A 25,378-nucleotide genomic window follows, 5' to 3' on the forward strand; every position below is an offset into this window, starting at 1 on the left:
AATCCTCATGTTCAGTAACACTAAGCGCGCTGTTGCGCTTACGTTACTGGCAAGTGCAGCGAACTTTGCGTTCGCTGCACCAGCTCCAGTATCCGATCTCAACAGCACATCATCCGTCTCTAAGAGCCGTTCATCTGAAACGGAAGTAGAACGTCTAGAACGTTTGCTACAAAATCGCAATCGCGTTCAGCTCCAAATGCAACAGCAAATTGACCAAATGTCACAAGAGATCAGTGAATTGCGTGGTCAATTAGAGCGAAATAGCTACGAAATGAAACAAATGTTGCAACGTCAACGTGAGTTGTTTGTCGAGCTGGATCGTGTTCGTGGAGAGATAAAATCCACACCTGCACAAGAAGCACAACCTGTGAAAACAGGTGGCCAGTACACTCCAAATGTTGATGAGCAAACGGCATATCAGAATGCAGTTGACCTCATTCTCAAAAAGCGTGATTACACTGGCGCAATTGCAGCGTTCCAGCAGTTCCAGAAAGATTATCCTGATTCTACATATTCAGCGAATTCTCACTACTGGTTAGGTCAGTTGTACTTCGCTAAAAAGCAGGATGAGGATGCAGTGAAAAGTTTTGCCGCTGTTGTGTCTTATAAAGACTCCAACAAGCGAGCCGATGCGTTGCTTAAGTTAGGCGAAATCGCTGAGCGTAATAACAATGCAGCTCAAGCGAAAAAGTACTACCAACAAGTGGTTGATGAATACCCAGGTAGTGCATCTGCAAAACTTGCCAGCTCTAAGCTGTAAGACGTTATGTTTTGAAAAGGAAGCCTCGGCTTCCTTTTTCTTTTCCATTTTCTGTTGGTGCAGAACGGCTAAGTCGATAGCAATGATGCAGAGCCTCTGACCTTGTGTTGCACCGAATTTCGCTACTCGGAAATGCTACCTGTAACAAAGATATACGGCTAGACCGCTAGAAATCCCCGCGACAAGTTGGTTTTTGAAAATTAACGAGGTTACAATACTCGGATTAAAGGAAGTTGCGTAGAGCATGAGCAATGAGCCATATATTAGATAAAATCGACACTGTTTACCCATTCCCACCGAAACCAGTTCCATTAAGCGAAGAAGAAAAAGCATCTTACATTGAGCGTATTAAAAAGTTACTCAAAGAAAAAGATGCGGTACTTATCGCGCACTATTATACCGACCCTGAGATTCAAGCCCTAGCTGAAGACACTGGCGGGTTTGTTGGTGACTCGTTGGAAATGGCGAAGTTTGGTAATCGTCACCCTGCAAGTACATTGATTATTGGTGGTGTTCGCTTTATGGGCGAGTCGGCCAAAATTCTGACACCAGAAAAGCGCATTCTAATGCCAACGTTGGAAGCGGAATGTTCGCTCGACCTTGGCTGTCCTGCGGATAAGTTCAGCGAGTTTTGTGATGCTCACCCTGATCATACGGTTGTAGTTTACGCAAACACCTCAGCAGCGGTTAAAGCCCGTGCCGACTGGGTCGTTACATCGAGTATTGCGCTTGAAATCGTGGAACACTTAGACGCTGAAGATAAGCCAATTATTTGGGGACCAGACCGTCACCTAGGATCGTACATCGCTAACAAAACTGGCGCAGATATGCTGCTTTGGCAGGGTGAGTGTGTGGTTCATGATGAGTTCTCTGCTGATGCGCTACGAAAAATGAAGAGCGTGTATCCAGATGCGGCTATTTTGGTTCACCCTGAGTCACCAGCAAGCGTCGTAGAACTTGCCGATGCCGTTGGATCAACGAGTCAGCTGATCAAAGCAGCGAAAGCGCTTCCTCACAAACAAATGATCGTTGCGACAGACAAAGGCATTTTCTTTAAAATGCAGCAACTTGTGCCAGAGAAAGAACTTATCGAAGCGCCAACCGCAGGTGCAGGCGCAACATGTCGCAGCTGTGCACACTGTCCTTGGATGGCAATGAACGGTTTGAAAGCAATTGAGAAAGCGCTTAGTGAAGGTGGTGAAGAGCACGAGATTTTTGTTAACGAAGAACTGCGTGTTAAATCCCTTATCCCGCTTAACCGCATGCTAGATTTTGCTGAGCAGCTAAATATGCAAGTGAAAGGTAATGCTTAAAAAGTAGGCGTAACTGAAAGTAAATCTCAAAAACCAGCCGAATATGGCTGGTTTTTTTGTGTCTTACTATCAATGAGTTACTATTGATGCAATCAATGAATATCGAGGTCATAAATTTATGGCGGTGTGGTTAGTAGTTAAAAAGTGGCTTAGTTCCCACCTTTTTAAATTGAGCAACCGAAGCCTTCTCATCTTTAGTGGCTTATATGTGAGCCTTTCATGGTGGCTGCTGGTTCTCGCTGGTGAAACAGCATTAACAGACAGTTTCGCTAACTTTATCTATTACCTCATGGTTACGGCGAGTACGGTGGGTTATGGCGACCATTCTCCAGTAACAGATTTGGGTAAATGGGTTGTCGTACTATTTGTAATCCCCGGCGGTTTGAGCTTATTCGCCGCATTATTGGGGCGTGTCGCTGGAGCAGCGATGGACTATTGGCGAGCGGGTATTTTAGGAAAACGGAGAGTAAGAGTGGAAAACCATATTGTATTGTTGGGCTGGAATGGATCGAGAACGATGCACCTTATTCGCATGTTACAACATGAAGAAGAGGGAAAGCGTCCGATTGTTTTATGCAGCCGTTCAGAAATAGAGAACCCGTTACCTGGCGAAATCAGTTTTATCAAAGTGACCAGTTATACCGATTCGCAAGAAATGAAAAACGCCAATATTGCCGAAGCCGCTTGCATTATTGTGGATAATCTCTCGGACGACATTACCTTGTCAGCCGCTCTATACTGCGCATCTGTAAACCCTTCCGCTCATTTGGTCGCTTACTTTAAAGATGAAGCGCTAGGCCGACTTCTAAGTCAGCATTGCCCGAAAGCGGAATGCATACCTGCTGTTGGCGCAGAAATGTTGGCAAAAGCGGCGGTTGACCCGGGCTCAAGTGCGCTTCATCAGGAGCTTTTGGCTTCAACACGAGGTATGACGCAATACTCAGTTATTTATCCTGAGGGGCAGTCTGCCACCACTATTGAGAATCTCTTCGTTTTTCTCAAAAGACGCCATCATGCCACGCTGATTGCTTTTGATATTGGCGATGGTATTCAACTCAACCCAGATTTAGATGCTGAAGTACCCGCGAGTACCAAGCTGTTTTACATTGCAGATGAACGTATTGAAGATTTTGCCTGGAAAGAAATGAACAAGGAACAATAATGCACATGATTGCTGGCCTGTTAGCAGGCTTCCCAAACTTTTTACTCTATTTCTCTGTTTCTATTATTTTTGTATTGGCGTTTAAGTTCATCTACGTCAAGTTGACGCCATACGATGAGTGGCATCTGATCAAAGAAAAACAAAATACAGCAGCAGCGATTGCGCTAAGTGGGGCCTTCCTTGGTTACTGTCTCGCGATTTCGGGGGCGGCAAAAAACTCAGTCAATATCGTCGATTTTATGGTTTGGGGCGTTGTTGCAATGCTTGCTCAAATTATTGCATTTGCAATTGTACGCTTTATTTTACTTCCGAAAGTGGCAGAGCGTATCGAAAAAGATGAACTGCCAGCCGGTATTGTATTAGCAGCAGTTTCTGTTTCGGTTGGCGTATTGAATGCCGCGTGCATGACCTACTAGGAGGAACGATGAAGCGGAGTTCTAACGTTAAACGTTCTTCCATGGACAAAAGCTTAAAGCTTGGGAAAATTCTTCCCTTTGCTGCCTTTGGTGGTATTTTCTTCTTTGCTACGTACGAGTCAAAAACAGAAGGGTACATTTTTTCTGATGCTGATGAGTGTAAATCTAACTCGCCTGAGTTTAGTGAACAGTGTGACATTGCATACCAAGAAGCTTTAGCTCGTGCCGAACAAAATGCCCCTCGCTACCGCAGCGAGTTCGAATGCGAGAATGATTTCTACGAGGATGATTGTTACTACAGTTCCAGTTCCCGAGCTTATGTACCTAACTTTGGCGGTTTTTTTTACAGTCGCTCATTAAGCGGATTGAAAGGTTATAACAAGAGCTATTACTCAGAGCCGATGTACCGTTATAAATCCAAATTCTATAATGGAGCAGGACAATTCTTTGGCTCCTACCGAAACCAGCCGACCAAAGTTGCGACTAATAGCCTTAATAAACGTGGTGGCGGCACCATTGGCAGGGCGATGTCTCGAGGCGGGTTTGGTAAAGCGGTGTCGGTCAGTCGAGGCGGTTAAAAAGCACTATGTTTCGACGAGAAATACAAGAGCGCGAAAACTGGCGCGAATTAGCACGCCAGTTTGGTTTTGGTTTCCATACCATGTATGACCAACCGTATTGGGATGAGAGTGCTTACTATCAATTCACGCTTGAGCAAATTGAGCGCGATATAGAAGCGCCCACTGAAGAGCTGCATCAGATGTGCCTGGCTATTGTGGATGAAGTCGTTCGGAGTGAGTGGTTGCTGACGCAATGTGCGATCCCTGAATCTATGTGGGAGCAGGTCGCTTCTTCATGGAGACGAAGCGAACCTTCGCTTTATTCGCGGCTGGATTTCGCGTACAACGGGACCTCGCCAGCAAAATTACTGGAAAACAATGCGGATACGCCAACCAGCTTGTTTGAAACTGGCTTTTGGCAGTGGGTGTGGCTAGAAGATGTTGTAAATAAAGATCGAGTTCACCGTAGCGCGGATCAATTCAATATTCTTCAAGATTTTTTGATCGAGCGCTTTGCCGAAATAGCAAAATACCAACCAGGACAAACACTTCACTTTAGCTGCTGCAAGTACACTGAAGAAGATAAAGGGACTGTCCAGTATTTAGAGGATTGCGCGCGAGAGGCAGGGTTAGCAACGGCATTCGTGCATGTCGAAGATATTGGAGTGACGGAAGATGGTCTGTTTGTGGATGCTGACGACAGAGCGATTCGTTGGATGTTTAAGCTTTACCCTTGGGAGTTTATGTTTGAAGAGGAATATGCGAAGTACTTAGCGACTGCGAACGTAAACTGGTTAGAACCGATGTGGAAGTCGATTCTATCCAATAAAGCACTTTTACCGTTATTGTGGGAGCGCTTTCCTAACCACCCGAACCTTTTGCCCGCTTATTTTGCTAACGATTCAAAAGCGAACACTATGAGAGATTATGTCATCAAGCCACTATTTTCTCGAGAGGGCGCGAACATCGAGATCGTCATCGATGGAAAACGTTTTGTTAAAACGTCAGGGCCTTATGAATCTCAATTCAATATCGTCCAGCAATACCATCCACTACCTAAGTTTGGGCAAAACCATACGTTAATTGGCAGTTGGTTGGTCAATGATAGAGCTGCCGGTATTTCGATTAGGGAAGACAGTAGCTTAGTGACTCAAGATATGGCGCGGTATATTCCACATGTAATTTTAACATGATCAAAAAAGCTCTCCATTTGGAGAGCTTTTTGTCTATTCAGCCGTTCAATCTTGATGGTCGACAGCGTTGCGTCTATTGTTCTTCAGCTAATGCAACACCGCGCTGGGTAAGACCACATAACATCACTGGCATTGCGTTGAAGATTTCCTCAAACTGCTCTAAGCCTTCCATACCTTGTTCGGCCAATGTTTCAATGGTTGTTTCTGGGTCGTAAAGCATAGTAAGAGAAAGTAAAACACCACCGAGTAGGGCATTATCTTCGCTATCCTCAGGCATCAACGTTTCCCAGTCATCACGCGCAAGTTGCCAGCCTTGTAATACACCTTCACAGAAATCGCGAGCCTGACTTGTTACAATGTCTTGCTCATCTAGCGCGCACCCTGCAGGCCACTGCCAAGTGCCTTCTAGGAGAGCGGGACGAGTTTGGTTCCACATTTGTACAATCTCGTCAATGTACTGCTCTAGTTGTTCACCGTCAGTAAATGGCGCTGTTTCTTCTCCACCCCATAAGAATGGCAACCACTCTTGAGGCATTAATACGTTTGGCGCTGCAGCCATCGCTGTTACAAAGCCTTGAGTTTTTGCTAGGTTTAGTAGTTTACCGTCAAGTTCTGGGAGAGAAAGGATGTCTTGTAGTTTCAAAATAGAATACCATTTGTTAATGGGCTAGTTGATTGCGCTCATCTTACCAATCAATTTGTGATAAATCGATATTAGGGAATGATTCACACATCTATGGAAATTCGCTCATCACTGAGAAAAAAAAGCATTCTCGCCCTGACACTGTACCTGTGTTTCTTTATCGCAACGATTGGTTCTGTCGCCTATTTGGTTGTTGAGCCACCGGTTAGACAAAAGCTAGAGCAAAACCTAGAGTTACGTACCCAACTCCTGGCTCTTGAGATAAAAGAGCCCCTCCTCAGTTCTACAGGTGTATTGAGCAGCTTAGTAGGGCTAGCCCAAGGGACTGAAAATATTCAATCTCTCAACACAATAATTCCACATATTCTTCAATTGAGTGACAAGATGCTTGTTAGTGGTGGCGTATGGCCTAAACCCGAACTCAAAGCAGAACAATGGAGATATAAAAGTCTATTCTTCAATAAAAACAGTGATAGTGGTATTGACCAAATTCACTCCTACAATAACCCCGAATCTGGCGGTTATGATAATGAACCCTGGTATGTCGCTGCCGCCGATGCTCCGGTAGGTTCTGTTAGTTGGTCTACGGTTTACATCGATACCTTTACTCAGGTCCAGATGATTACCGCATCTTCTCCATATTACCAAAACGGTCGATTCGCTGGAGTTGTAACGGTAGACCTATCACTTGATGCACTTTTTCAGTTTATTCGAGAGCACACGAACCAGCATTCTTTAGGGGTAGTGGTTCGCGATGCTGACTCAAACGTGATTATTGAGCACAACTTTCAACTGACGGACGAAATTTATGTCAGCGAGCTTGATTTCGGAGAGTTCGATTGGCGCATGGAAGTTGTCAACGCAAAAGCTAAAGTCGCTGATCAAGTGTTTGAACAAGTGATGAGCGTTGAGGGGAGGATCATTCCATTTTTGCTCTTGTGTGTCTTGGTCGGTTACTACTTACTGAATCGCTATATTGTTGAACCAATTGTTCGCATTGCCGCTAAGATTGATGACTCGAAAACTGGTGGGATCATAGATATTGACTACGATAGCGATGACGAAATCGGACAGCTTATCGAGAAGTTCAATGAAAAGACGATCTATTTAGAGCAGGAGAGAATAAAAGCTCAGGCTTCGACAAACGCTAAAACGGCATTCTTAGCCACATTGTCCCACGAGATTCGCACACCAATGAACGGTGTACTAGGAACTGCCCAGATACTGTTAAAAACACCACTTACCGATGAGCAGCGTAAGCACCTGAGAACACTTTATGATTCAGGTGATCACATGATGACATTACTCAATGAGATTTTAGATTACTCAAAAATTGAACAAGGGCATGTTGAGTTTGAAAATAAGCCTTTCCCAATTGAGTCGATTATCGGCAGTATCAAGAGTGTTTATCAAACGCTATGTGCAGAAAAAGGTCTTCGCTTTAGAGTAGTCTCGCATTTACCAACGGGTCGTTGGTACAACAATGACAAAGCCCGTTTGCGTCAAGTACTGTTCAATCTACTCAATAACGCTGTTAAGTTCACCGATCGTGGCATCGTAGAGGTAGAGCTAGCCGAGAAATCGAGTAAGGCTGGCACCAAGCTGATACTAAAGGTAAAAGATACAGGGATTGGTATTTCAAAAGAGGCACAAAAACGCATTTTTCGTCCTTTTGAGCAAGCAGAGTCATCAACGACTAGACGGTTTGGTGGTACAGGGCTTGGTTTAGCAATAGTCAAAGAAATCGCGGAACATATGGGTGGGCAAGTGGTTGTAGAGAGTCAGGAGGACGCTGGAACGACTTTTACTGTCGAAATTGCCCTTACACCTTGCAAGCCGGGTAAAGTAGAGTCAATCAATACACATAAATTGAACTGTAAAGGGTTGAAAGCACTCATTGTTGAAGACAACCGAACAAATGCGATCATTATGGAAACTTTCCTCCGAGCCAAGGGCTTTGAGTGCACAAGTGTCGAAAATGGTCAGCTTGCAGTCGATGAGGTTGCGATCAAACCATTTGATTTGATACTGATGGATAATCATATGCCTGTTCTAGATGGCGTTGGGGCCATATCAGCCATTCGAGCAATGAGTTCACCTGCTAAGTCGGTACTGATTTTTGGCTGTACAGCGGATGTGTTCAAAGAAACACAAGAGCGTATGATTAATGTAGGAGCAGACCACATAATAGCGAAACCAATAGTGGAGTCTGAATTAAATGATGCACTGTATCTTCATGCGACACAGTTATATCAGTACCAATCGGACTTTGATGGAAATGCAGCAGATAGCTTTAATGCTGAAAAGTGGTTACTCAACTTCTATGTCGCTCTAGATAATGGACATCTTAATGAAGCACTTGAGGCTATTTCAGCGATCATTGCGGAGGCTCCCCTTGAACTCAGTGGCGACGTTTCTTCAGTCGCCGAACGGATAAGAAGTAACTTAAAGCGTCAGCAATCCCCGGACCAAGATGATATCGATACATTAACGATTTTGCTGGCCTCACCATAACTGAATCAATATGGCGCAACTGTGAATTGTTCTTACTATTCATACGTCATCCAGCGTCGTCACAAACTCTTCTAACCTGCAATGAACAGGCTTGCAGTTTTACTTTTACGAGTAAAGCAGCAAGACCTTCTACTGTGATTATATCGGTAATACTCTGAATTTTCGCAGCTTGGTAGCATAAGCTATAGGAGTGACTGTTTACAGTCCGAGTTTTGTTCTAACTTTACGTCAAAATAATTATCGTAACCCCTTTTTATGTAAGTGAAATCCGTGTTTTTGTACCATTTTTACGTAATTTTAGGCGTTTTTACTCGTCATTGGTGAAAAAAACTACTTTTACTTTAAAAGTTGGTTATAAATTTACAACTTAATTTTAAATACAGAGCCATAAGCTAGTTTTTGTGTGTTCTAATTGTATCATTAACTGGCTTGATGTCTTTTTAGTGGTTAATAGTTTTATTATTTTTATTAATTGCAGTGTTTGATTTTAAGGGTTTTGTAAATGAAGTCTCGTGGACCATTTTGTATTCGTCACGCCGCAGCGGATACCTTTGCTATGGTTGTTTTTTGCTTTATCACAGGGATGATTGTCGAGATTTTGATTTCAGGGATGACATTTGAGCAATCTCTAGCATCGCGTACGCTATCGATTCCAGTGAATATCGCCATTGCTTGGCCGTATGGGGTTTTTCGTGATTGGATGCTGCATCAAGGTAGTAAGGTGTCACCGTCTTCCTTTATGAAGAACATCTCTGATCTGGTCGCTTATGTACTATTTCAATCTCCAGTTTATGCGGGTATTTTATTCGCAGTTGGCGCGTCTACAGATCAAATTGTGACCGCAGTGGCAAGTAACGCTGTTATTTCTTGTGGCATGGGTGTGTTGTATGGGTACTTCTTGGACATGTGCCGCCGTTGGTTCCGTGTTCCCGGTTATTCTCAAAGCATGTAAATGCCCCAGTTTTGCTCAATTTAGTTACTTAGTGAGCAATCGATTCGAAAAGGGCGCTTTTTTTTATGTTTAGCCTTGACCATCAGGCACATAATCATTAAATTAGCGCCTCGTTAGCCAATGATGCTAACCAAAATTTGATTCGGTGAGTTGTCCGAGTGGCTGAAGGAGCACGCCTGGAAAGTGTGTATACGGCAACGTATCGAGAGTTCGAATCTCTCACTCACCGCCACATTCTAAAAGGTCTGATTTATCAGGCCTTTTTTCATATCTGCACTAAAGTAATGCGTCATTGAAAGTACATAAGAGTACTCAGAGTGCAAACGCAACTCTATCTACAAGCCAACTGTTCATATCTCACCTCGATACAACGCCAAAATTGAAGAAGCTATACAGAGGCAGCCATAATCTGATTGGTGCGGGTTAGCCCATCCGCTTTAATCTAGAATTTAGCACCCATATCACATGAGGTATGAATACGGCCACAAGAATGAACGCATTGCTACTAGATGCTAAGCAAAACAGCCATGAACACGAATACAACAGCAATCATACCAAAGAGATCTGTGTTTAGATTGAGGTCATCAGGGTTAAATTTTTCAATGCTTTGCGTCGTTTTGCATCTTATCTTCATGTTCTTGTCCTTATTTCATGTACGATTTCAACAGCAACATAACATGCAATTGAGTGTTCACAAGTCATAAAAAGTATAAGTATACTTGCACCTCATTGAGCGCAAAAAATACTCAAAGCGTTTTAAAGTGGCGGTCTACCTTTTGTAACATCAAATATTCTTTCTGTTTTTGTGCCTGTATCGCTATAGTTGAGAAGCGGTTATCTCGTTCTAGTTAGGAACAAACTACTGGCTGCCGCTACATTCTCTCAGCGTTCCCACTCAGTCGCCTTGGGTAGATACTTTAGTCGTTGAGTACTGCAAAAAAACGCCGCATGAGCAGCGGCGCTTTGTTGAGGAATTCCCTTTCCTACTTGTAGCTAAGTTCTGTCGCTTTGCCTTTGAAGATCCGGTATACCACAAAGGTATAAAGCAATATCACCGGCATAACAATCATCACACCGTAGCCCACGATTATTAACGTCGCAGGCGAGGAGGCAGCTTGTTGTGCGGTCATTAATCCCGGCACAACTTCTGGGAAGAAGCTATACGCAAGCCCGAGAAAGCTCAACGCGAAAATGACAGTGACACCAAAGAAAGGCCAGCGCACACCCAGATCATTCACCATTGGAACCTGACGCAAATAGCGATCAACTAGGAAGATGGTTGCCAATACAATTAACGGAACTGGGGCAAGCAACAAGATTTCTGGGAAGCTGAACCAACGCAAGGCAACTTGTTGATTTACAATTGGGTTTACAACGCTAACCACCAAGATTCCTAAGGCTGCTAACCAACCAGCACGGCGAGACCAACGGGCCGAGCGTATTTGCAAATCACCTTCCGTTTTTAGTACTAACCATGCGCCACCGATGTAAACGTACGCCGCCGCTACACAAAGTGCGCTTAACCAAGCAAAGCCAAATGCTTCGGTTGATTGTTCAAATCCCATGATGTAACGACCCACCATGTAGCCTTGGGTTAGCGCGGTGACTAACGAGCCAATTCTGAAGCACCAATCCCAGTGAGGTTTATGATCCGAGTTCGCTTTGGCTCGGAAGTCGAACGCCACGCCACGCATGATCAGTGCGATAAGCATAATCGCGGTCGGCATATAAAGTTCCGTCAAAATCAAGCTATGAGCAGTAGGAAAGGCAATCAGCAGAATACCGACGGCTAACACCAACCACGTTTCATTCGCATCCCAGAAAGGGCCGATAGACGCTATCATTCGGTCACGTTGCGCTTCATTATCACTCGGTAAAAGGATACCGACGCCAAGATCGTAGCCGTCGAGCACGGCATACATAAAGACCGAGAAGCCAAGCAGCAGAAGATAAATTTCTGGTAGATAGTCGAGCATGATTAGGCCTCTTGTTGTGTCAGTGGGACTTCATGGGCTGCAACGTCTTTGCGCGCCAAATAGAATAGGGTATGGATGTACGCAACCAGCAATGCAGCATAAATGGCTAAGTACATAATGAGCGAAGTCATCACGCTACTGCTCGCAACCGTGGTGACGGCTTCGGATGTTCGCAATACACCGCTGACCAACCAAGGTTGTCGACCAATCTCAGTAACATACCAACCCGCCAGTGTGGCTATCCAACCAGAGAACGTCATGGCTAATACCGTGTACAGGTAAGGTTTAGGTAGCGCTTTTTTACGTGCTAGCTTCACCGCGCCATACCAGCTAACAAGCAACATAAGGACACCAACACCAACCATCACGCGGAAACCAAAGAACAAGGGCTTCACTGGCGGGTGGTCAGGTGCAAACTCGTTAAGTCCTTGGATTTCCCCATCTAAGTCATGCGTAAGAATCAAACTCGCCAGCTTTGGGATGCCCACTTCAAAATCATTGCTGCGAGTTTCTTCATTTGGCATCGCAAACAGAAGAAGAGGCGCGCCTTGCTCGGTCTCCCACACGCCTTCCATCGCTGCGATTTTTGCAGGTTGATGTTCAAGCGTGTTTAACCCGTGAAGGTCACCGACAAAGATTTGAATTGGGATGAATCCAGCCGCCGCGAACAGCGCGACTTTTAGGCCAAGTTTGGCTGAGCGGTGATCTGGCTTTTTCATTATTTGATAAGCTGAGATACCCGCAATCAAGAAGCTGGCAGTCAGCGCCGATGCTAATAGCGTGTGCAGAAGACGGTAAGGTAAAGAAGGATTGAAAATAACTTCCTTCCAACTGGTTACATGTACAATTCCGTCAATCACTTCATAGCCACTTGGTGTGTGCATCCAGCTGTTAAGCACTAGAATCCAAAACGCGGACATACTTGTCCCAACAGCAACCAGAACGGTGGCGAGAGTATGAACCCATTCCGGCACTCGTCCTCGTCCAAAAAGCATCACACCCAGGAAGGTGGCTTCCATAAAGAAGGCGGTCATCACTTCGTATCCGAGCAATGGTCCAGCTACGTTTCCAACTCGTTCCATAAAGCCTGGCCAGTTGGTACCAAACTGGAAACTCATCGTAATGCCGGATACCACACCCAAGGCGAAAGTGAGAGCGAATATCTTGACCCAGAAGTAATAAACATCGAGCCATACGGGGGCCTGTGTGCGGTTATATCGCCACTTGAAAAACACCAACATCCATGCCAACGCGATGGTGATGGTCGGGAAGAGAATGTGAAAGCTGATATTGGCCGCGAACTGGATCCGCGACAGCATGAGGGTATCTAACATCTTGGTTCCTCAAAAACGTGCCATACTAAAAATCGTGTCTATCTGTAATTTAGTTACGAAAAGTCGGGCAGTTTGGATTCATGTATCGAGAAATACAGGTGATTCTGTTTTCTTCTAACCATGATTTATATCAACTAAGGGAAAGAAAGGAGTGTAGGAAATTGTCTCAAAATGCCACTAATAGTCGCGAGAAGTGAGTAAAAGAAAGCAAATGTAACTGAAGGAGCATGGATTAAGATTAGTTCGAATTATCCTTATGATGGTTTCGATAATCCTGAAATAAAATTACAAAAACAATATTTTTAGTAAGGAAAATTGCCTTGCCTTCACTTTGAACCTCCATACTATTTATACACTAGTCATGTCGAGATCATCTCAAACACAGCAAACTTACTGGCAGTTAAGGTGGGAAACTTTAGCTAATTGATAAACTTAAAATTGCACTGCTAATGACATGTGCATCATAAGTTCGTTAGCACTCGACCAGAAGTGCGATAGGCTACATTTTTATACTAGCGAACGATTTGGCTCTAGGTAATTCGGCTTTCACTAGATCAACAAGTCGACTGCGGACCATTTTCGATTCCTGATGAGTTTCAATCCAAACTGACACTTACTTTTCAGCAAGTGTGCTAGTGTCTTTCTTGTTATTTATTAAATAATTAATAAATGCCTATATGGTAAAGAGAGTTGTGGGCAGCTATCTCGAGCAGTAGACTGGCGCTAGCCAGAGAGTCTGACTTTGAGGGGGGCATTCTACATGAACCTTGGATTCTGCCACCGCAAAGCTGATATTGAATTTGATGGAGATGGATAATGAACGACAGTTGGGCTAATTTCTTTCCTTACTTTGCTGGAGCTTTTAAGCTTATTGTATTAGGGATAGGAGCCTACTTAGCCATTAAATGGCATTTTGACGAAGAGCGAAGGGTAAGAGAAGCGGAAGGTGTGGTGTTTGATAACCCAAGTCTCATGAAAAAGTTTGCGAAGACGCTAACTCTGCCATTCCTTTTGTGTCTTCTCGTTCTTCTTGTTATATATGCTACCAACTGGTTCCTGTACTGACAGCGTTATTGTTTGTTGTAGTAAAGTTGAATGCTGCCACCTCTGAGAGTCGAGCCGTAGTTGAAGTTAACGCCTATGCCGAAATTGTCCAACCAATCAAAGGGCTTTGGTGCATAAAATAGCCATCCTATAGAAGCTTCGTAGTAATGCGGACTTCCCAGTTCATCGCTTAAATCATGCGAAAGGTCGACTCTTTTAATCCCGGTAAATAAAGCTTGCTCACCGTGATAAATATTGTAGTAACCGGTGATTTCATTAGATAGGTACCAACCTTTAGGGTTGCCTATATTGCCGTTATTTGCGCTTCCCCAGCTGTGCCCAATGAATGAATTCAATGTCGAACTGGCATGCCATTTCCCCCAACTTGTGGGAGACGTGTATTTGGCTTTAATGGATGGTTGAACTATTGCCGCCCATGCTGAAACGTTAACGGCACGGCCGTCTAGGATTCTTCCAATGATGGAGGAAAGTTTATTATCGGTAGAGAATGAGTTTTCATAACGCATAAGGTGAGTCGTCGTTCTGGTGCTAAGGGTGACGTTTTCACTTGCTTTGTATAGATACCCATAACCAATCGACGCGCCGTATGTCCTTTCCTTGAGAAGATCCTTACTTGTGCCGAATAGTTTGAGATCATTCTCTGTTTGTATCGTAAACGCCTTAAACGACAGCTCATGTAAATCCTCGCTGCCCTCAATGTCAAAGTTAGTCGTGTAAGGGAGAACATATACGGATTTGCTTCGACGTTCATTGATTGACTCGTCAGTCCCGAACTCTGGGTTGGCGGTATCAAATAATGCATTTGGATCAAAGTCGCCAATACCAAACGCAATTGCGTCAGTATCGGACAGCAACACCGCGATAGAAAAACGTTGTTGAAGAAGGTTGCTAATTTCCTTATCTAGTGGATCCGCATGAGCAGTATGAGGTAGAGAGAGTAGGAGAGCGAGCGAAACGACTCGCCACTCCACTGAGGCGAAGTTGGGTTGGAACATTTTGGCTCTTTTAAATGGTTCATGCATGGAGTTTTCGGACGTATCGGTACGCTAACATTAGTTTAATCGTTGAATGGTCGGTGTAACTTTGAGAAATCTATGTTTTCTCATATTGATATGAAAAAGTTCCTTAAACGAGTTTAGCTTCAATGTGTATGCTGCACCAGATTTGTTTAGCAACATCATTCTTTTCTGAAGATGTAGCAAGACTTTGTGGCTAGGTTGCATTATTTTTTTGAATGCGTCTCTTGAAAGCAAAATAGCAAACTTTTTTATTGCCTTGGCGCTCAAGAAAATCTGAATCGTTCACTGTGCTACTGGTTAACTTCGAAAACTTGTAAGCATCCTGTCTGCCAACATCACGACTAATATCCTCACGGAGTAACCCTAAATACGTCAGATAAACAATGGTTTTTTTGAGCTTTAGAAGAAATGTTCGGACCTTTGCATATTACGCGGTCGTGCTCAATCCAAAAACTGTATTTTGTATGTGTTCTCAGTAAATCATTGATTCGATCTATTCTTCAAAATGTGGTCCCTTTTAATTCACTTTCTGTTACATATTTTTCGTTTTGAAAGAGCATTTTAATTTGCATCTTTTGAAAAGATCTCTTTGTTAAATTTTGTATAAAATCAACTAATTGTTGAAATTAGAACCCTTGTCAAAAAGTCATTAGATTTCATGTTGAATAGCCTCTTTTACCTAATGGTATACTCTATTTGTTTGATATAATTTCCGGCAGTTTGTATACCATAAATAAAGAGAGTCTATTCATGTTCCAGAACTTAACGATCAAGCAGAAGATAGTGATCCCGCTGTCATTGATTATTGGATTGTTTATTGTGAGCTCTGTATTAAACGTTATGACAAGTTGGAAGCAATCTGAATTGAGTGAGACACTCAACGAACAGATCGTGCCGAACTTATTAACGATTGAGGATGCTTATCGCGATCTTTACCAAGCAACATCTGCAATCCAAGGTGTTGCACTTTCTGATACTCAAAACGATATTGATCATCACATCGGTGAATACAAAGACAACGCCTACAAAGCACTGCCACGTATGGAACAAATGATTGAGCTATCACAAGCCGGTGTGATGCCTTCTACACATGGTAATGAAGTTCGAACGCTTGTCTCTTTGGGTGAAAAGTGGTTAGCAAGTTATGAGGCGATGCTACGTTTACCTCAATCTCAATGGCGTGGTTACTACAATGAGCACAAACATACCTTTGAAGACCAATTTATCGAGGTTAGAGCGCAGCTTAACGTTGTAAAAGATGCAATAGAAGAAAAGCAAAGCCAGTTGAAGGGCGAAATATCAGCGGCTGCAACAAGAGCAGAACTCATTCTTGAGGCTGGCATTGTGATTGTTATTTTTGCCGCTATCGCGATGGCTTTTTTGTTGTTACAAACGGTTGTGAAGCCTATCAATGATATTAAAAATGCGATGACAGAAATTGCGTCCGGTGAAGGTGATCTAAGTCAGCGAATCGATGTAAAAACACAAGACGAAATTGGCAATTTAGCAGACGCATTTAACCAGTTTGTGTCCAAAATTCAAGTGACAGTCGCTCAGGTAATTGAAAGCTCAAATACCTTACGTAACGAAATGGCAAATCTTAGCTCGTTGACCACGACCATCGCGAACTCGACCGTTTCTCAGCAAAAAGATAGCGAGGCGGTAGCGGCGGCAGTGCATGAAATGCAAGTCACCAGCAGAAATGTAAGCGATAGCGCTAACGAAGCTGCGGTTGCGAGCCAAACAGCGAATGATGAACTTACCAATACCAATGTTATTTTGGATCAAACGGTTAGCTCAATTCGTAGCCTCGCAAGTGAAATCGAAAGCGCAAGCCACGTCATTAACACATTGGATCATGATGTGAGTAACATTGCGTCCGTACTGGATGTAATTCGTGGTATTGCCGAGCAAACAAACTTATTAGCGCTTAACGCAGCCATTGAAGCGGCTCGCGCTGGAGAGCAAGGGCGAGGCTTTGCTGTCGTAGCGGACGAGGTTCGTTCTTTAGCCAGTCGTACGCAACAGAGTACGGGAGAAATCCAAACCATGATTGAAAAGCTACAATCTGGTGCAGGACAAGCTGTAGAAGTGATGCGCGGTAGCCAAAATAGCAGTGATGAAACGATCAAGTCCGCTGGCCGAGCGAGTGAATCCCTTTCTGAAATCTTGAACGCGATTTCACGTATGAACGAGATGAATACACACATTGCAACGGCTGCGAGCCAGCAAAGTACAGTAAGTGACGAAGTAAATAGCAACGTACAAGGCATTGCAGACAGTAGCACTTCAATTGTGGAAATCGTAAACCAAGCGCAAGCTTCTTTAGCCATGTTGTCAGAGCAAACTCAACGTTTAGATCATCAGGTCAGTCAGTTCAAAGTATAAGCTTGAGAACAGCAATCTCACTGACGAAATAACCCGCTTCTTAGCGGGTTATTTTTTAGATAAGTGGCGAACCTGACCTGTGAAATTTCGACTATATTTACGTTCCTTTCTCACTTTAGTTCGTATACCAGAGTGGGCAAATAACCCTGGACAGCGGTCACAAACTCTGTACAGCGTGATGATGCTTTTATCATCACTTTTGCTGCTTTTTAACCATTGCAATTGCACACAGGAAAATGTGATTTCCAACCCAAAATCTTCAAATTTGAGAACTTCATAACACCTTTACCATAAACGTTTTTCGTAAGCGTATAGAACTGTAAATTTTGTTGTATGTACAACACTGGGTATTTATCATCCTAATTAATTTGTTCTGGATATACATCCTTTAGTCATTATTAAGTCATTCTAGAAGCTTTTAATAAGGAATCTTGAAGGCTTGTCGGTAGATAAGAGAGAAAAATTCATGAGACGTAAAACCACGCTATCTCTGCTGATTGCGTCGAGCCTTTTTGTGGTTGGATGTCAACCTAGCGAAGAAGGATCGAGCCAAGGTGGTGGTCCTGCGCCCGCAACCGAAGTAGAAGTTTTAACAGTGCAGCCAACGCGCCAAGCATTGACAGTAGAGCTGCCGGGTCGTAGCAGAGCATTCAAAGAAGCAGAAGTTCGTCCGCAAGTCACTGGCATTATTTCGGAGCGAAATTTTGTTGAAGGTGGCCTTGTTGAACAAGGACAGTCGCTATATCAAATTGATGATTCATCATTTCAGGCGGATTTGCTGAGCGCTGAAGCGGAATTAATCCGTGCGCAAGCTGCGGCAGAGTCGACCTATGCCACGGTGAAGCGTTACAGAACCTTGATCACCAAAAAATCCATCAGCCAACAAGACTTGGATGAAGCAGAAGCGGCATACAAAGAAGCGAAAGCGCAGGTCCTAGTTGCAAAAGCCAAGATCAACACAGCAAAAATCAACTTAGATTACACGCAAGTCAAAGCTCCGATTAGCGGGGTGATCGGTAAATCGAGTGTGACAGCGGGTGCGTTGGTTACGGCTAACCAAGCTGCCAAATTAGCGACCATTCAGCAGCTTGACCCTATCAATGTTGATATTGTGCAATCATCCGCGCAACTGCTGCGTTTGAAAGCATCACTCTCCCAAGGCCATATGCAAGAAGATGACTCTGCGCAAGTTACATTGATGCTTGAAGATGGCAGCACTTACGAACACAGAGGCACAATGAAATTTACTGAGGTCAATGTGAACGAAAGTACGGGCAGCGTGACGCTTCGTGCCGAATTCCCAAACCCTGACGGTTTGTTGCTACCTGGAATGTTTGTTCGTGCGACGGTCATTACTGGTGTCGACCCTGATGCGATTCTAATACCACAAAATACGGTATCTCGTGATGCGACAGGTAAAGCGACAGTGATGACGGTTAATGGCGAGAACAAAGTGGAAGCGAAACCAGTGAAGACTGCCGAAGCGATCAATAGCCAATGGCGCATTATTGATGGTTTGAACGCGGGTGATAAAGTCATTACCGCCGGTTTACAAAAGGTAGGGCCAGGCAGTTCGGTAACTATCCAAAACGGTGAACAGGAGTAATCATGGCACGATTTTTTATCGATCGTCCGGTATTTGCTTGGGTTCTCGCGATTCTAACGATGTTGGCGGGGGTAATGTCATTATTCAATTTACCCGTCTCGCAATACCCAACGATTTCACCGACGACGATCACCATCAGTGCTCGCTATCCAGGTGCATCAGCAAAAACCGTTGAAGACTCGGTAACGCAGGTTATCGAGCAAAACATGACAGGATTAGATTACCTTCGCTACCTATCATCGAGCAGTGATGCATTTGGTAATGCGACAATTACCCTGACGTTTGATAGCGAAGCTGATCCTGATATCGCGCAAGTACAGGTGCAGAACAAACTGCAATTGGCATTGACTTCATTGCCGATGGAGGTACAAAACCAAGGTATTGTCGTCAATAAATCCAATACGGCATTTCTCATGGTTGTCGCAGTTTATTCTGAAGATCCTGACTTTACAGAAAACGATATCGGCGACTTTGTTGTAACGAATATTCAAGACCCGATAAGTCGTGTAACTGGCGTAGGACAAGTGCAGGCGTTTGGTGCGCAGTATGCAATGCGAGTTTGGCTGGACCCTTTTAAGCTTACGCAGTTCAACTTGACCGCAATCGATGTAGCGAACGCGATCAGTGAACAGAACGCGCAAGTTTCTTCAGGTCAACTGGGTGCGGCACCTGCGCAGGAAGGTCAGTTGTTGAATGCTACGATTTCTTCTGCAAGTCGTTTGAGCAGTGTAGAAGAGTTCCAAGACATCATTCTTAAGTCCGACGCCAGTGGTTCGAATGTTTATTTGAAAGATGTAGCTCGCGTTGAGCGTGGTGCAGAAAGTTATGATATTCGAGGCCAATATAATGGCTTCCCAGCATCGGGGTTAGGTATTTCATTAGGTACTGGCGCAAACGCGCTTGAGACCGCCAATGCGGTAAAAGAGCGCTTAGAGCAACTGAGTGCAACGTTCCCAGAAGGGTTGCAGATTGCTTACCCATTTGAAACAACGCCATTCGTCAAAGCCTCGATTCAAGAAGTGGTTAAAACGCTATTAGAAGCCATTCTTCTTGTGTTCTTAATCATGTACCTGTTCTTGCAGAACTTCCGTGCGACGATCATTCCAACGATCGCAGTGCCTGTCGTATTGCTCGGAACCTTCGCTATTTTGTACGCGACTGGATTTAGCGTAAACACGTTAACCATGTTCGCGATGGTTCTGGCTATCGGTTTGCTGGTGGATGATGCCATCGTTGTGGTAGAAAACGTCGAGCGTGTGATGCATGAAGATGGTTTAGAGCCCAAAGAAGCGACCAAAAAATCGATGGGACAGATTACTGGTGCCCTGATTGGTGTCGGTTTGACGCTTTCAGCGGTATTCGTCCCTATGGCGTTTATGTCTGGTTCTACCGGGGTTATTTACCGTCAGTTTTCAATAACTATTGTGGCGGCTATGACGCTTTCCGTTTTGGTTGCGATAATTCTGACTCCAGCATTGTGTGCTACGTTGCTGAAAAAAGGCGATGCTGAGCTTCTAGAGAAGAAAGGCTTCTTTGGCTGGTTTAACCGCAAGTTTGATACGATGACAGCAGGCTATGAAACCGGCGTTGCCAAACTTCTAAAACGCACAGGTCGCATGTTGGTTGTATTTTTGGCAATGAGTGCAGGTGCTGGCTGGTTATTTATGAACCTTCCAACGTCATTTTTGCCAGATGAAGACCAAGGCACAGTATTCTCAATGGCTATTTTGCCGCCTAACTCAACACAAGAACAGACGGAAAAAACACTTGAGAAAATGCGTGACTTTTACCTAGTAGACGAAAAAGACAATGTAAAATCTGTCTTCTCCGTTGCTGGATTTAGTTTCGCAGGTCAAGGCCAAAACATGGGGATGGCATTTATCGGCCTGAAAGATTGGTCTGAGCGTGAAGCGCCTGGCGCTGATGCGGCTTCCATTACGGGCCGAGCGATGGGGTACTTCTCTACCATTAAAGAAGCTTTGGTGTTTGCGTTCGCCCCTCCAGCGATTCAAGAGCTAGGTAACTCGACAGGTTTCGATTTCTATCTCCAAGACTCGTTGAATAAAGGGCACGATGCATTAGTTGCGGCTCAAGGGCAACTTCTGGGCATGGCAGCACAAAACCCGAAACTTGTCGGTGTTCGTCCAAACGGTCAGGCAGATGCGCCAATGTACAAAGTGAACATTGACCACGTCAAACTTCGTGCTTTGGATGTCAGTATCAATGACGTAAACCAAATCCTGTCAGCTGCATGGGGCGGGGCTTACATTAACGATTATATTGACCGCGGTCGTGTGAAGAAAGTGATGGTGCAAAGTGATGCGGAATACCGCATGCAGCCAAAAGACTTCGATTCATGGTACGTACGCAACGCTAAGGGAGAGATGGTGCCTTTCTCTGCTTTTGCGAGTGGCGAGTGGACCTATGGTTCTCCTCTTTTGCAGCGCTTTGATGGTTTGCCAGCAATGAATATTCAAGGCGGTGCAGCTCCTGGTGTAAGTACTGGTGAAGCCATGGAAGAAATTGAAGCAATGGTAGAAAAGCTACCAGAAGGTTTCACGGTGAACTGGAATGGTATTTCGTATGAAGAGCGCCTTTCCGGAAACCAAGCGCCAATGCTATATGCGCTATCTATCCTCGTCGTATTCTTAGTTCTTGCCGCTTTGTATGAAAGTTGGTCAGTACCTTTCGCCGTGGTGTTAGTTGTTCCTCTTGGTGTGCTTGGTGCTGTGCTTGCGGTAATGACGCGCAGTATGGATAACGATGTGTTCTTCCAGGTGAGCTTATTAACTACGGTCGGCTTGGCAACCAAAAACGCCATTCTGATTGTTGAGTTTGCAAAGGACTACTACGAGAAAGGCGCTGGGCTTATCGAAGCAACCTTACATGCTGTTCGCGTTCGTCTGCGCCCAATTATCATGACATCGCTTGCTTTTGGTTTGGGTGTGGTACCACTAGCTATTAGTTCAGGTGTGGGATCGGCAGGTCAAAACGCAGTGGGTACCGGCGTACTTGGTGGCATGATCAGTGCCACGATATTGGGTATATTCTTCGTCCCAATCTTCTTTGTAGTGGTTGAGCGATTGTTTGATCGACGTGCGAGAAAAGAGTCGGAGGCAGAGTTGTCTGAGACCAGCACTAAACCCACTCAGCAAAGCGAGTAGGACTTGCTTGTTTTAACTGAGTTATACTAGTGATAATAAACACGATTAAAGGGCGCTTCGGCGCTCTTTATTTTATGTTTTCACTTGGTGGTTACCGTCTATGACGCGAGCCTGAAAGACGGCGTGTTGTGTGCAGTATCAGCACAGCCTTTTCGGCCGAATGAAAGCCTAAAGAAGAAAAACGACGATGAAAGATCAGAAAATTTCCCCAATTTCCGTTTTGGATCAAAGCCCTATGTTTGTCTGCGGTGTGATGCAGCGCATGTACCGCAATCGTGCCCAAGCCGAGCTGTCTCGGCAAAATTTGATGACACTAGAAATGGCAAGTGCACTGGCCGCTTTAGAAGAATTTCAACCTATGAGCCAGCAAGCGTTGGCTGATGCGGTTCGAACTGAGCGAAGTGTAGCAAAGCGGATGGTGGACAATCTGGAAAAGAGAGGGTTTGTTCAAGTTTCTAAAAGTAAATCGAATCAGCGCCTTAAAATGCTAAGCATGACAAAAGAGGGAGCAAATGCTTTAAAGCAAGTTCATCAAATCATGACGAATTTACAGAAAGAGTTTTTTTCTTGTTTGTCGGAATCTGAAGCGAGTGAATTTTTTCGTCTGGTAAGAAAGCTCACTTTTGCGAATCACGACCAGTAACTTACATCAATGCCGTTTAGCGTCTTTATTTTATCGCGGACCAATTATATTAAGCTGTAGAACTTAAGAAATAGGATGCCCAACGTACAGGTCACGGTAGAAAGCACCGTAGTGAGTGCGATGATATTTGCAGCTAACGTGGCATTGCCTCCCATGGAACGCGCCATGACATAGCTGGCAGCAGCGACTGGAGAGGCGTTCATAAAGAAAAGAATACCTAGCTCAATTCCTCGAAATCCTACTAAGTAAGCTCCCATGGTGATGATGACTGGCGCTACGATGAGCTTGTAACTGCTCGCAAACCAAGATGGACCTTTCTCTTTTCTCATCAAGCTAAAGTCAAGTGAGCCACCCGTACACAACAGCGCCAAAGGCAATGTCATTTTGGACAAGTAGTCTCCTGCGTCAATAACCACATTCGGTACTGGAATAGCGAGTAAATAAAAAGCCATTCCTAGAACAATGGAGATTATGAGCGGATTCCTAGTCAGTGTTCGGCCCATCATCTTTGCTGCTTGCGAGGCAGACGTTGCCCCCTTGGGCGATAAGCAAATTACCGCTTGGACGTTATAAATAAATGTGGTGACCGCGACATAGAGCGCTGCTAGCGCCACACCTTGAGAACCATACGCATTGGCAACGTAAGCGATACCAATAATACCTGTATTTGCTCGGAACCCACCTTGGATGAGAACGCCTTGGTCAGGCGATGCTTTGAACAGAAGTTTGACGGAAAGGTAGGTGAAAATGAAAAACGAAATACTAGCGATGACGCCGAAATTGACGAATCCACTTGCCGCGGAAAAGTCGTGTTCTGAAGCCACAATGCTGACAAATAACATTGCAGGCAAGGTAACTTGAAACACCAGTTTAGAGCCTACTTCGATAAAATTATCGTTGATTAGACCAAAGCGCTTAAAAAGAACGCCAAGTACCAACATCAAACAGATAGGTCCGGTTATCGACAAAGAGAATTGCAACTGATGTAAAACAGCTTCCATGTAAGTATCCGCAGCAAAAGAAAAAAGTGTTCCTGCTGCCTATTAAGCCACAAACCCGGAGGGTAGGACAGTAACGTGATGAAATTTTCTTCTGTTGTAGGTTCCGGAGTCATTTACACTCCAAGTTATGGACGAGGTCCCAATTTAACAAAGCGGTACTGGTCCTACGTGCGATATGTTGGTTAACTCGTTGTCGTGATGCATCCACATGCGTATTAGATGTGAGGGCTGGTCATCGTAGTTATGGATAGGAGTTCATCAATGAAAAGGAAACACAACAAAACTGTACTGTGTGCGTTTGTCTCTGGTTCGGTATTTGGTGCGGTTTTGGTCATTGCGATGTCTTTACCAATGTAATCCTCTTAATTGGCTGTTGGAACACTCACACTAATTCAGTACAAAACAGATTGAGTTCTGCGGTGTGTGCTGTTAGTTTAAAAAACATGAAAATACACGTTCGCCCTTCATTAACAACCTTCTCTTGGTGGCGCTCTAAATAGAGCGGCGCGGAATACTTACATTCTTAAGCTGCTGGATGGTAGCTAAGAGTGTTTGATCTTTTTATCTCCAGTAGCGATCTATTAAATACTTGGAGACAAATATGAATACCCATAAAAATACATCTCAGCGTGAAATTATACTTACCGGAGATCGAGCAACAGGTCCATTACACCTAGGGCACTATATTGGTTCATTGCAACAACGAGTCAAATTGCAAACGGAGCACGAGCAAACGATCTTGGTCGCGGACATGCAAGGGTTGACGGATAACGCGCATAATCCATCAAAGGTATCCTCTAATATTCTCAACGTCGTTGCAGATTATTTGGCTGTTGGTATCAACCCCGCTCAAACTACGATCACGTTGCAGTCTCAAATTCCAGCGTTAGCCGAGTTGACAATGTATTACAGTAATCTTGTTTCTATCGCACGATTAGAGCGAAACCCTACGGTTAAAAATGAGATTCAGAGTAAAGGTTTTGAACGCTCTATTCCCGCAGGCTTTTTAACGTATCCAATTTCTCAAGCTGCTGATATTACGGGGTTTCATGCGACGCTAGTACCAGTGGGTGATGACCAACTGCCGATGTTAGAGCAAACTAATGAAATCGTGAGAAAAATAAACCATCTGGGTGGAAAAGAGGTTCTTAGAGAATGCCGTCCATTACTTAGCGATGCACCTCGTTTGCCGAGTACTGACGGTAAAAATAAGATGTCTAAAAGCATGGGGAACGCAATCAACTTAGGCGCCTCCGAAAAGGAGATTTCCGCGGCAGTGAAATCTATGTATACCGATCCCAATCATCTGAAAATTGAGGACCCTGGCCAAGTCGAAGGGAATATTGTATTCATCTACCTCGATGCTTTTCATCCTGATAAAAATTATGTCGAACAGCTAAAAGACCATTATCGACGAGGTGGATTAGGTGATGGTTTGACCAAGAAAGTGTTAGAAGAATGCTTACAAGAAATGCTTCGCCCTATTCGAGAAAAGCGCGCTATGTATTTGAATGATAAAGCGCAGCTGATTGATATTTTAAAACAAGGTAGTGAGCGTTCTCGCGAGAAAACCGAAAAAGTGCTATTTGATGTGAAAGATGTATTTGGTTTAAATTTGTTCTGAATTAAAAGTAGAGAGTTGAACATAAGGCACGACGGCTGGTTAGCA

General features: G+C 44.2%; 20 protein-coding genes and 1 tRNA gene. 15 read left to right on the plus strand and 6 right to left on the minus strand.

Annotated features, from left to right (window positions below):
- Positions 1 to 7: 7 nt before the first annotated feature.
- From ybgF to R7044_RS04065, 6 genes are all read left to right on the plus strand, one after another.
- Complete coding sequence (gene ybgF, locus R7044_RS04040; RefSeq protein WP_005378285.1) at positions 8 to 760, plus strand: tol-pal system protein YbgF; 753 nt, start codon at positions 8 to 10, stop codon at positions 758 to 760.
- Positions 761 to 1,011: 251 nt separating this feature from the next.
- A complete protein-coding gene (gene nadA / locus R7044_RS04045; RefSeq protein WP_047100825.1) occupies positions 1,012 to 2,073 on the plus strand; it encodes a quinolinate synthase NadA in 1,062 nt (353 codons plus the stop codon).
- Positions 2,074 to 2,191: 118 nt separating this feature from the next.
- Complete coding sequence (locus tag R7044_RS04050; protein ID WP_017635053.1) at positions 2,192 to 3,235, plus strand: potassium channel protein; 1,044 nt, start codon at positions 2,192 to 2,194, stop codon at positions 3,233 to 3,235.
- Positions 3,235 to 3,651, plus strand: a complete 417-nt coding sequence (locus R7044_RS04055; RefSeq protein WP_005378281.1) for a DUF350 domain-containing protein — start codon at positions 3,235 to 3,237, stop codon at positions 3,649 to 3,651. The genes R7044_RS04050 and R7044_RS04055 overlap by 1 nt, the downstream gene beginning before the upstream one ends.
- A gap of 8 nt (positions 3,652 to 3,659) precedes the next feature.
- Positions 3,660 to 4,229 (plus strand): DUF1190 domain-containing protein, encoded by a 570-nt coding sequence (locus R7044_RS04060; protein WP_025766906.1) that lies wholly within the window; start codon positions 3,660 to 3,662, stop codon positions 4,227 to 4,229.
- 8 nt (positions 4,230 to 4,237) lie between these two features.
- Positions 4,238 to 5,404 carry a glutathionylspermidine synthase family protein gene (locus R7044_RS04065; protein WP_225455365.1) on the plus strand — a complete coding sequence of 389 codons (1,167 nt, stop codon included), beginning with the start codon at positions 4,238 to 4,240 and terminating at the stop codon, positions 5,402 to 5,404.
- 73 nt (positions 5,405 to 5,477) lie between these two features.
- On the opposite strand, the gene R7044_RS04070 is transcribed toward R7044_RS04065, so the two are convergent.
- Positions 5,478 to 6,047 carry a YecA family protein gene (locus R7044_RS04070; RefSeq protein ID WP_031777200.1) on the minus strand — a complete coding sequence of 190 codons (570 nt, stop codon included), beginning with the start codon at positions 6,045 to 6,047 and terminating at the stop codon, positions 5,478 to 5,480.
- 93 nt (positions 6,048 to 6,140) lie between these two features.
- Between R7044_RS04070 and R7044_RS04075 the strand changes: the two genes are divergently transcribed.
- From R7044_RS04075 to R7044_RS04085, 3 genes are all read left to right on the plus strand, one after another.
- The gene (locus R7044_RS04075) at positions 6,141 to 8,561 is read left to right on the plus strand and encodes a hybrid sensor histidine kinase/response regulator (protein WP_047100819.1); all 2,421 of its coding nucleotides are present in this window, start codon (positions 6,141 to 6,143) and stop codon (positions 8,559 to 8,561) included.
- Positions 8,562 to 9,063: 502 nt separating this feature from the next.
- Positions 9,064 to 9,513 (plus strand): L-alanine exporter AlaE, encoded by a 450-nt coding sequence (locus R7044_RS04080; RefSeq protein ID WP_025766903.1) that lies wholly within the window; start codon positions 9,064 to 9,066, stop codon positions 9,511 to 9,513.
- 144 nt (positions 9,514 to 9,657) lie between these two features.
- A tRNA-Ser gene (locus tag R7044_RS04085) sits at positions 9,658 to 9,745 on the plus strand.
- A gap of 273 nt (positions 9,746 to 10,018) precedes the next feature.
- Here the strand turns inward: R7044_RS04085 and R7044_RS04090 are convergent.
- The 3 genes from R7044_RS04090 to R7044_RS04100 all read right to left on the minus strand — a co-directional run bounded on the left by R7044_RS04090 (position 10,019) and on the right by R7044_RS04100 (position 12,823).
- Positions 10,019 to 10,147 carry a hypothetical protein gene (locus R7044_RS04090; protein ID WP_005378275.1) on the minus strand — a complete coding sequence of 43 codons (129 nt, stop codon included), beginning with the start codon at positions 10,145 to 10,147 and terminating at the stop codon, positions 10,019 to 10,021.
- Positions 10,148 to 10,496: 349 nt separating this feature from the next.
- Entirely contained in the window at positions 10,497 to 11,489 is a 993-nt protein-coding gene (locus tag R7044_RS04095; protein ID WP_017820054.1) for a cytochrome d ubiquinol oxidase subunit II, read from the minus strand.
- A gap of 2 nt (positions 11,490 to 11,491) precedes the next feature.
- Positions 11,492 to 12,823 (minus strand): cytochrome ubiquinol oxidase subunit I, encoded by a 1,332-nt coding sequence (locus tag R7044_RS04100; protein ID WP_005388402.1) that lies wholly within the window; start codon positions 12,821 to 12,823, stop codon positions 11,492 to 11,494.
- Positions 12,824 to 13,639: 816 nt separating this feature from the next.
- Between R7044_RS04100 and R7044_RS04105 the strand changes: the two genes are divergently transcribed.
- Positions 13,640 to 13,888: a hypothetical protein gene (locus R7044_RS04105; RefSeq protein ID WP_005378271.1), complete on the plus strand. Its 249-nt coding sequence runs from the start codon at positions 13,640 to 13,642 to the stop codon at positions 13,886 to 13,888.
- A 5-nt stretch (positions 13,889 to 13,893) separates the two neighbouring features.
- On the opposite strand, the gene R7044_RS04110 is transcribed toward R7044_RS04105, so the two are convergent.
- The gene (locus R7044_RS04110; protein WP_005388404.1) at positions 13,894 to 14,883 is read right to left on the minus strand and encodes a Solitary outer membrane autotransporter beta-barrel domain; all 990 of its coding nucleotides are present in this window, start codon (positions 14,881 to 14,883) and stop codon (positions 13,894 to 13,896) included.
- A gap of 774 nt (positions 14,884 to 15,657) precedes the next feature.
- Between R7044_RS04110 and R7044_RS04115 the strand changes: the two genes are divergently transcribed.
- The 4 genes from R7044_RS04115 (at position 15,658) to R7044_RS04130 (ending at position 22,708) form a co-directional block, all read left to right on the plus strand.
- Positions 15,658 to 17,295 (plus strand): methyl-accepting chemotaxis protein, encoded by a 1,638-nt coding sequence (locus R7044_RS04115; protein WP_042522094.1) that lies wholly within the window; start codon positions 15,658 to 15,660, stop codon positions 17,293 to 17,295.
- A 466-nt stretch (positions 17,296 to 17,761) separates the two neighbouring features.
- Positions 17,762 to 18,901, plus strand: coding sequence for an efflux RND transporter periplasmic adaptor subunit (locus tag R7044_RS04120; RefSeq protein ID WP_064368016.1), 1,140 nt, complete (start codon positions 17,762 to 17,764; stop codon positions 18,899 to 18,901).
- Positions 18,902 to 18,903: 2 nt separating this feature from the next.
- Complete coding sequence (locus R7044_RS04125) at positions 18,904 to 22,065, plus strand: efflux RND transporter permease subunit (RefSeq protein WP_225455366.1); 3,162 nt, start codon at positions 18,904 to 18,906, stop codon at positions 22,063 to 22,065.
- Between the two features lie 187 nt (positions 22,066 to 22,252).
- Complete coding sequence (locus tag R7044_RS04130) at positions 22,253 to 22,708, plus strand: MarR family winged helix-turn-helix transcriptional regulator (RefSeq protein ID WP_017635039.1); 456 nt, start codon at positions 22,253 to 22,255, stop codon at positions 22,706 to 22,708.
- A gap of 44 nt (positions 22,709 to 22,752) precedes the next feature.
- Here the strand turns inward: R7044_RS04130 and R7044_RS04135 are convergent, their stop codons facing one another.
- Positions 22,753 to 23,709 carry an AEC family transporter gene (locus R7044_RS04135; RefSeq protein ID WP_025766898.1) on the minus strand — a complete coding sequence of 319 codons (957 nt, stop codon included), beginning with the start codon at positions 23,707 to 23,709 and terminating at the stop codon, positions 22,753 to 22,755.
- 601 nt (positions 23,710 to 24,310) lie between these two features.
- Between R7044_RS04135 and trpS the strand changes: the two genes are divergently transcribed.
- The gene (trpS, locus tag R7044_RS04140; RefSeq protein WP_005378260.1) at positions 24,311 to 25,333 is read left to right on the plus strand and encodes a tryptophan--tRNA ligase; all 1,023 of its coding nucleotides are present in this window, start codon (positions 24,311 to 24,313) and stop codon (positions 25,331 to 25,333) included.
- The last annotated feature ends 45 nt before the right edge of the window (positions 25,334 to 25,378 follow it).

It is taken from the genome of Vibrio sp. 1402 (assembly GCF_033340275.1).

Excerpts from the sequence above, each read along its gene's own strand:
- R7044_RS04065 (WP_225455365.1), top strand. The coding sequence starts at position 4,238 with ATGTTTCGACGAGAAATACAAGAGCGCGAAAACTGGCGCGAATTAGCA.
- R7044_RS04105 (WP_005378271.1), top strand. The coding sequence starts at position 13,640 with ATGAACGACAGTTGGGCTAATTTCTTTCCTTACTTTGCTGGAGCTTTT.
- R7044_RS04120 (WP_064368016.1), top strand. The coding sequence starts at position 17,762 with ATGAGACGTAAAACCACGCTATCTCTGCTGATTGCGTCGAGCCTTTTT.
- R7044_RS04050 (WP_017635053.1), top strand. The coding sequence starts at position 2,192 with ATGGCGGTGTGGTTAGTAGTTAAAAAGTGGCTTAGTTCCCACCTTTTT.
- R7044_RS04095 (WP_017820054.1), bottom strand. The coding sequence starts at position 11,489 with ATGCTCGACTATCTACCAGAAATTTATCTTCTGCTGCTTGGCTTCTCG.
- R7044_RS04100 (WP_005388402.1), bottom strand. The coding sequence starts at position 12,823 with ATGTTAGATACCCTCATGCTGTCGCGGATCCAGTTCGCGGCCAATATC.
- nadA (WP_047100825.1), top strand. The coding sequence starts at position 1,012 with ATGAGCCATATATTAGATAAAATCGACACTGTTTACCCATTCCCACCG.
- R7044_RS04060 (WP_025766906.1), top strand. The coding sequence starts at position 3,660 with ATGAAGCGGAGTTCTAACGTTAAACGTTCTTCCATGGACAAAAGCTTA.
- R7044_RS04135 (WP_025766898.1), bottom strand. The coding sequence starts at position 23,709 with ATGGAAGCTGTTTTACATCAGTTGCAATTCTCTTTGTCGATAACCGGA.
- R7044_RS04115 (WP_042522094.1), top strand. The coding sequence starts at position 15,658 with ATGTTCCAGAACTTAACGATCAAGCAGAAGATAGTGATCCCGCTGTCA.
- trpS (WP_005378260.1), top strand. The coding sequence starts at position 24,311 with ATGAATACCCATAAAAATACATCTCAGCGTGAAATTATACTTACCGGA.
- R7044_RS04075 (WP_047100819.1), top strand. The coding sequence starts at position 6,141 with ATGGAAATTCGCTCATCACTGAGAAAAAAAAGCATTCTCGCCCTGACA.
- ybgF (WP_005378285.1), top strand. The coding sequence starts at position 8 with ATGTTCAGTAACACTAAGCGCGCTGTTGCGCTTACGTTACTGGCAAGT.
- R7044_RS04080 (WP_025766903.1), top strand. The coding sequence starts at position 9,064 with ATGAAGTCTCGTGGACCATTTTGTATTCGTCACGCCGCAGCGGATACC.
- R7044_RS04130 (WP_017635039.1), top strand. The coding sequence starts at position 22,253 with ATGAAAGATCAGAAAATTTCCCCAATTTCCGTTTTGGATCAAAGCCCT.
- R7044_RS04055 (WP_005378281.1), top strand. The coding sequence starts at position 3,235 with ATGCACATGATTGCTGGCCTGTTAGCAGGCTTCCCAAACTTTTTACTC.
- R7044_RS04090 (WP_005378275.1), bottom strand. The coding sequence starts at position 10,147 with ATGAAGATAAGATGCAAAACGACGCAAAGCATTGAAAAATTTAACCCT.
- R7044_RS04110 (WP_005388404.1), bottom strand. The coding sequence starts at position 14,883 with ATGTTCCAACCCAACTTCGCCTCAGTGGAGTGGCGAGTCGTTTCGCTC.
- R7044_RS04125 (WP_225455366.1), top strand. The coding sequence starts at position 18,904 with ATGGCACGATTTTTTATCGATCGTCCGGTATTTGCTTGGGTTCTCGCG.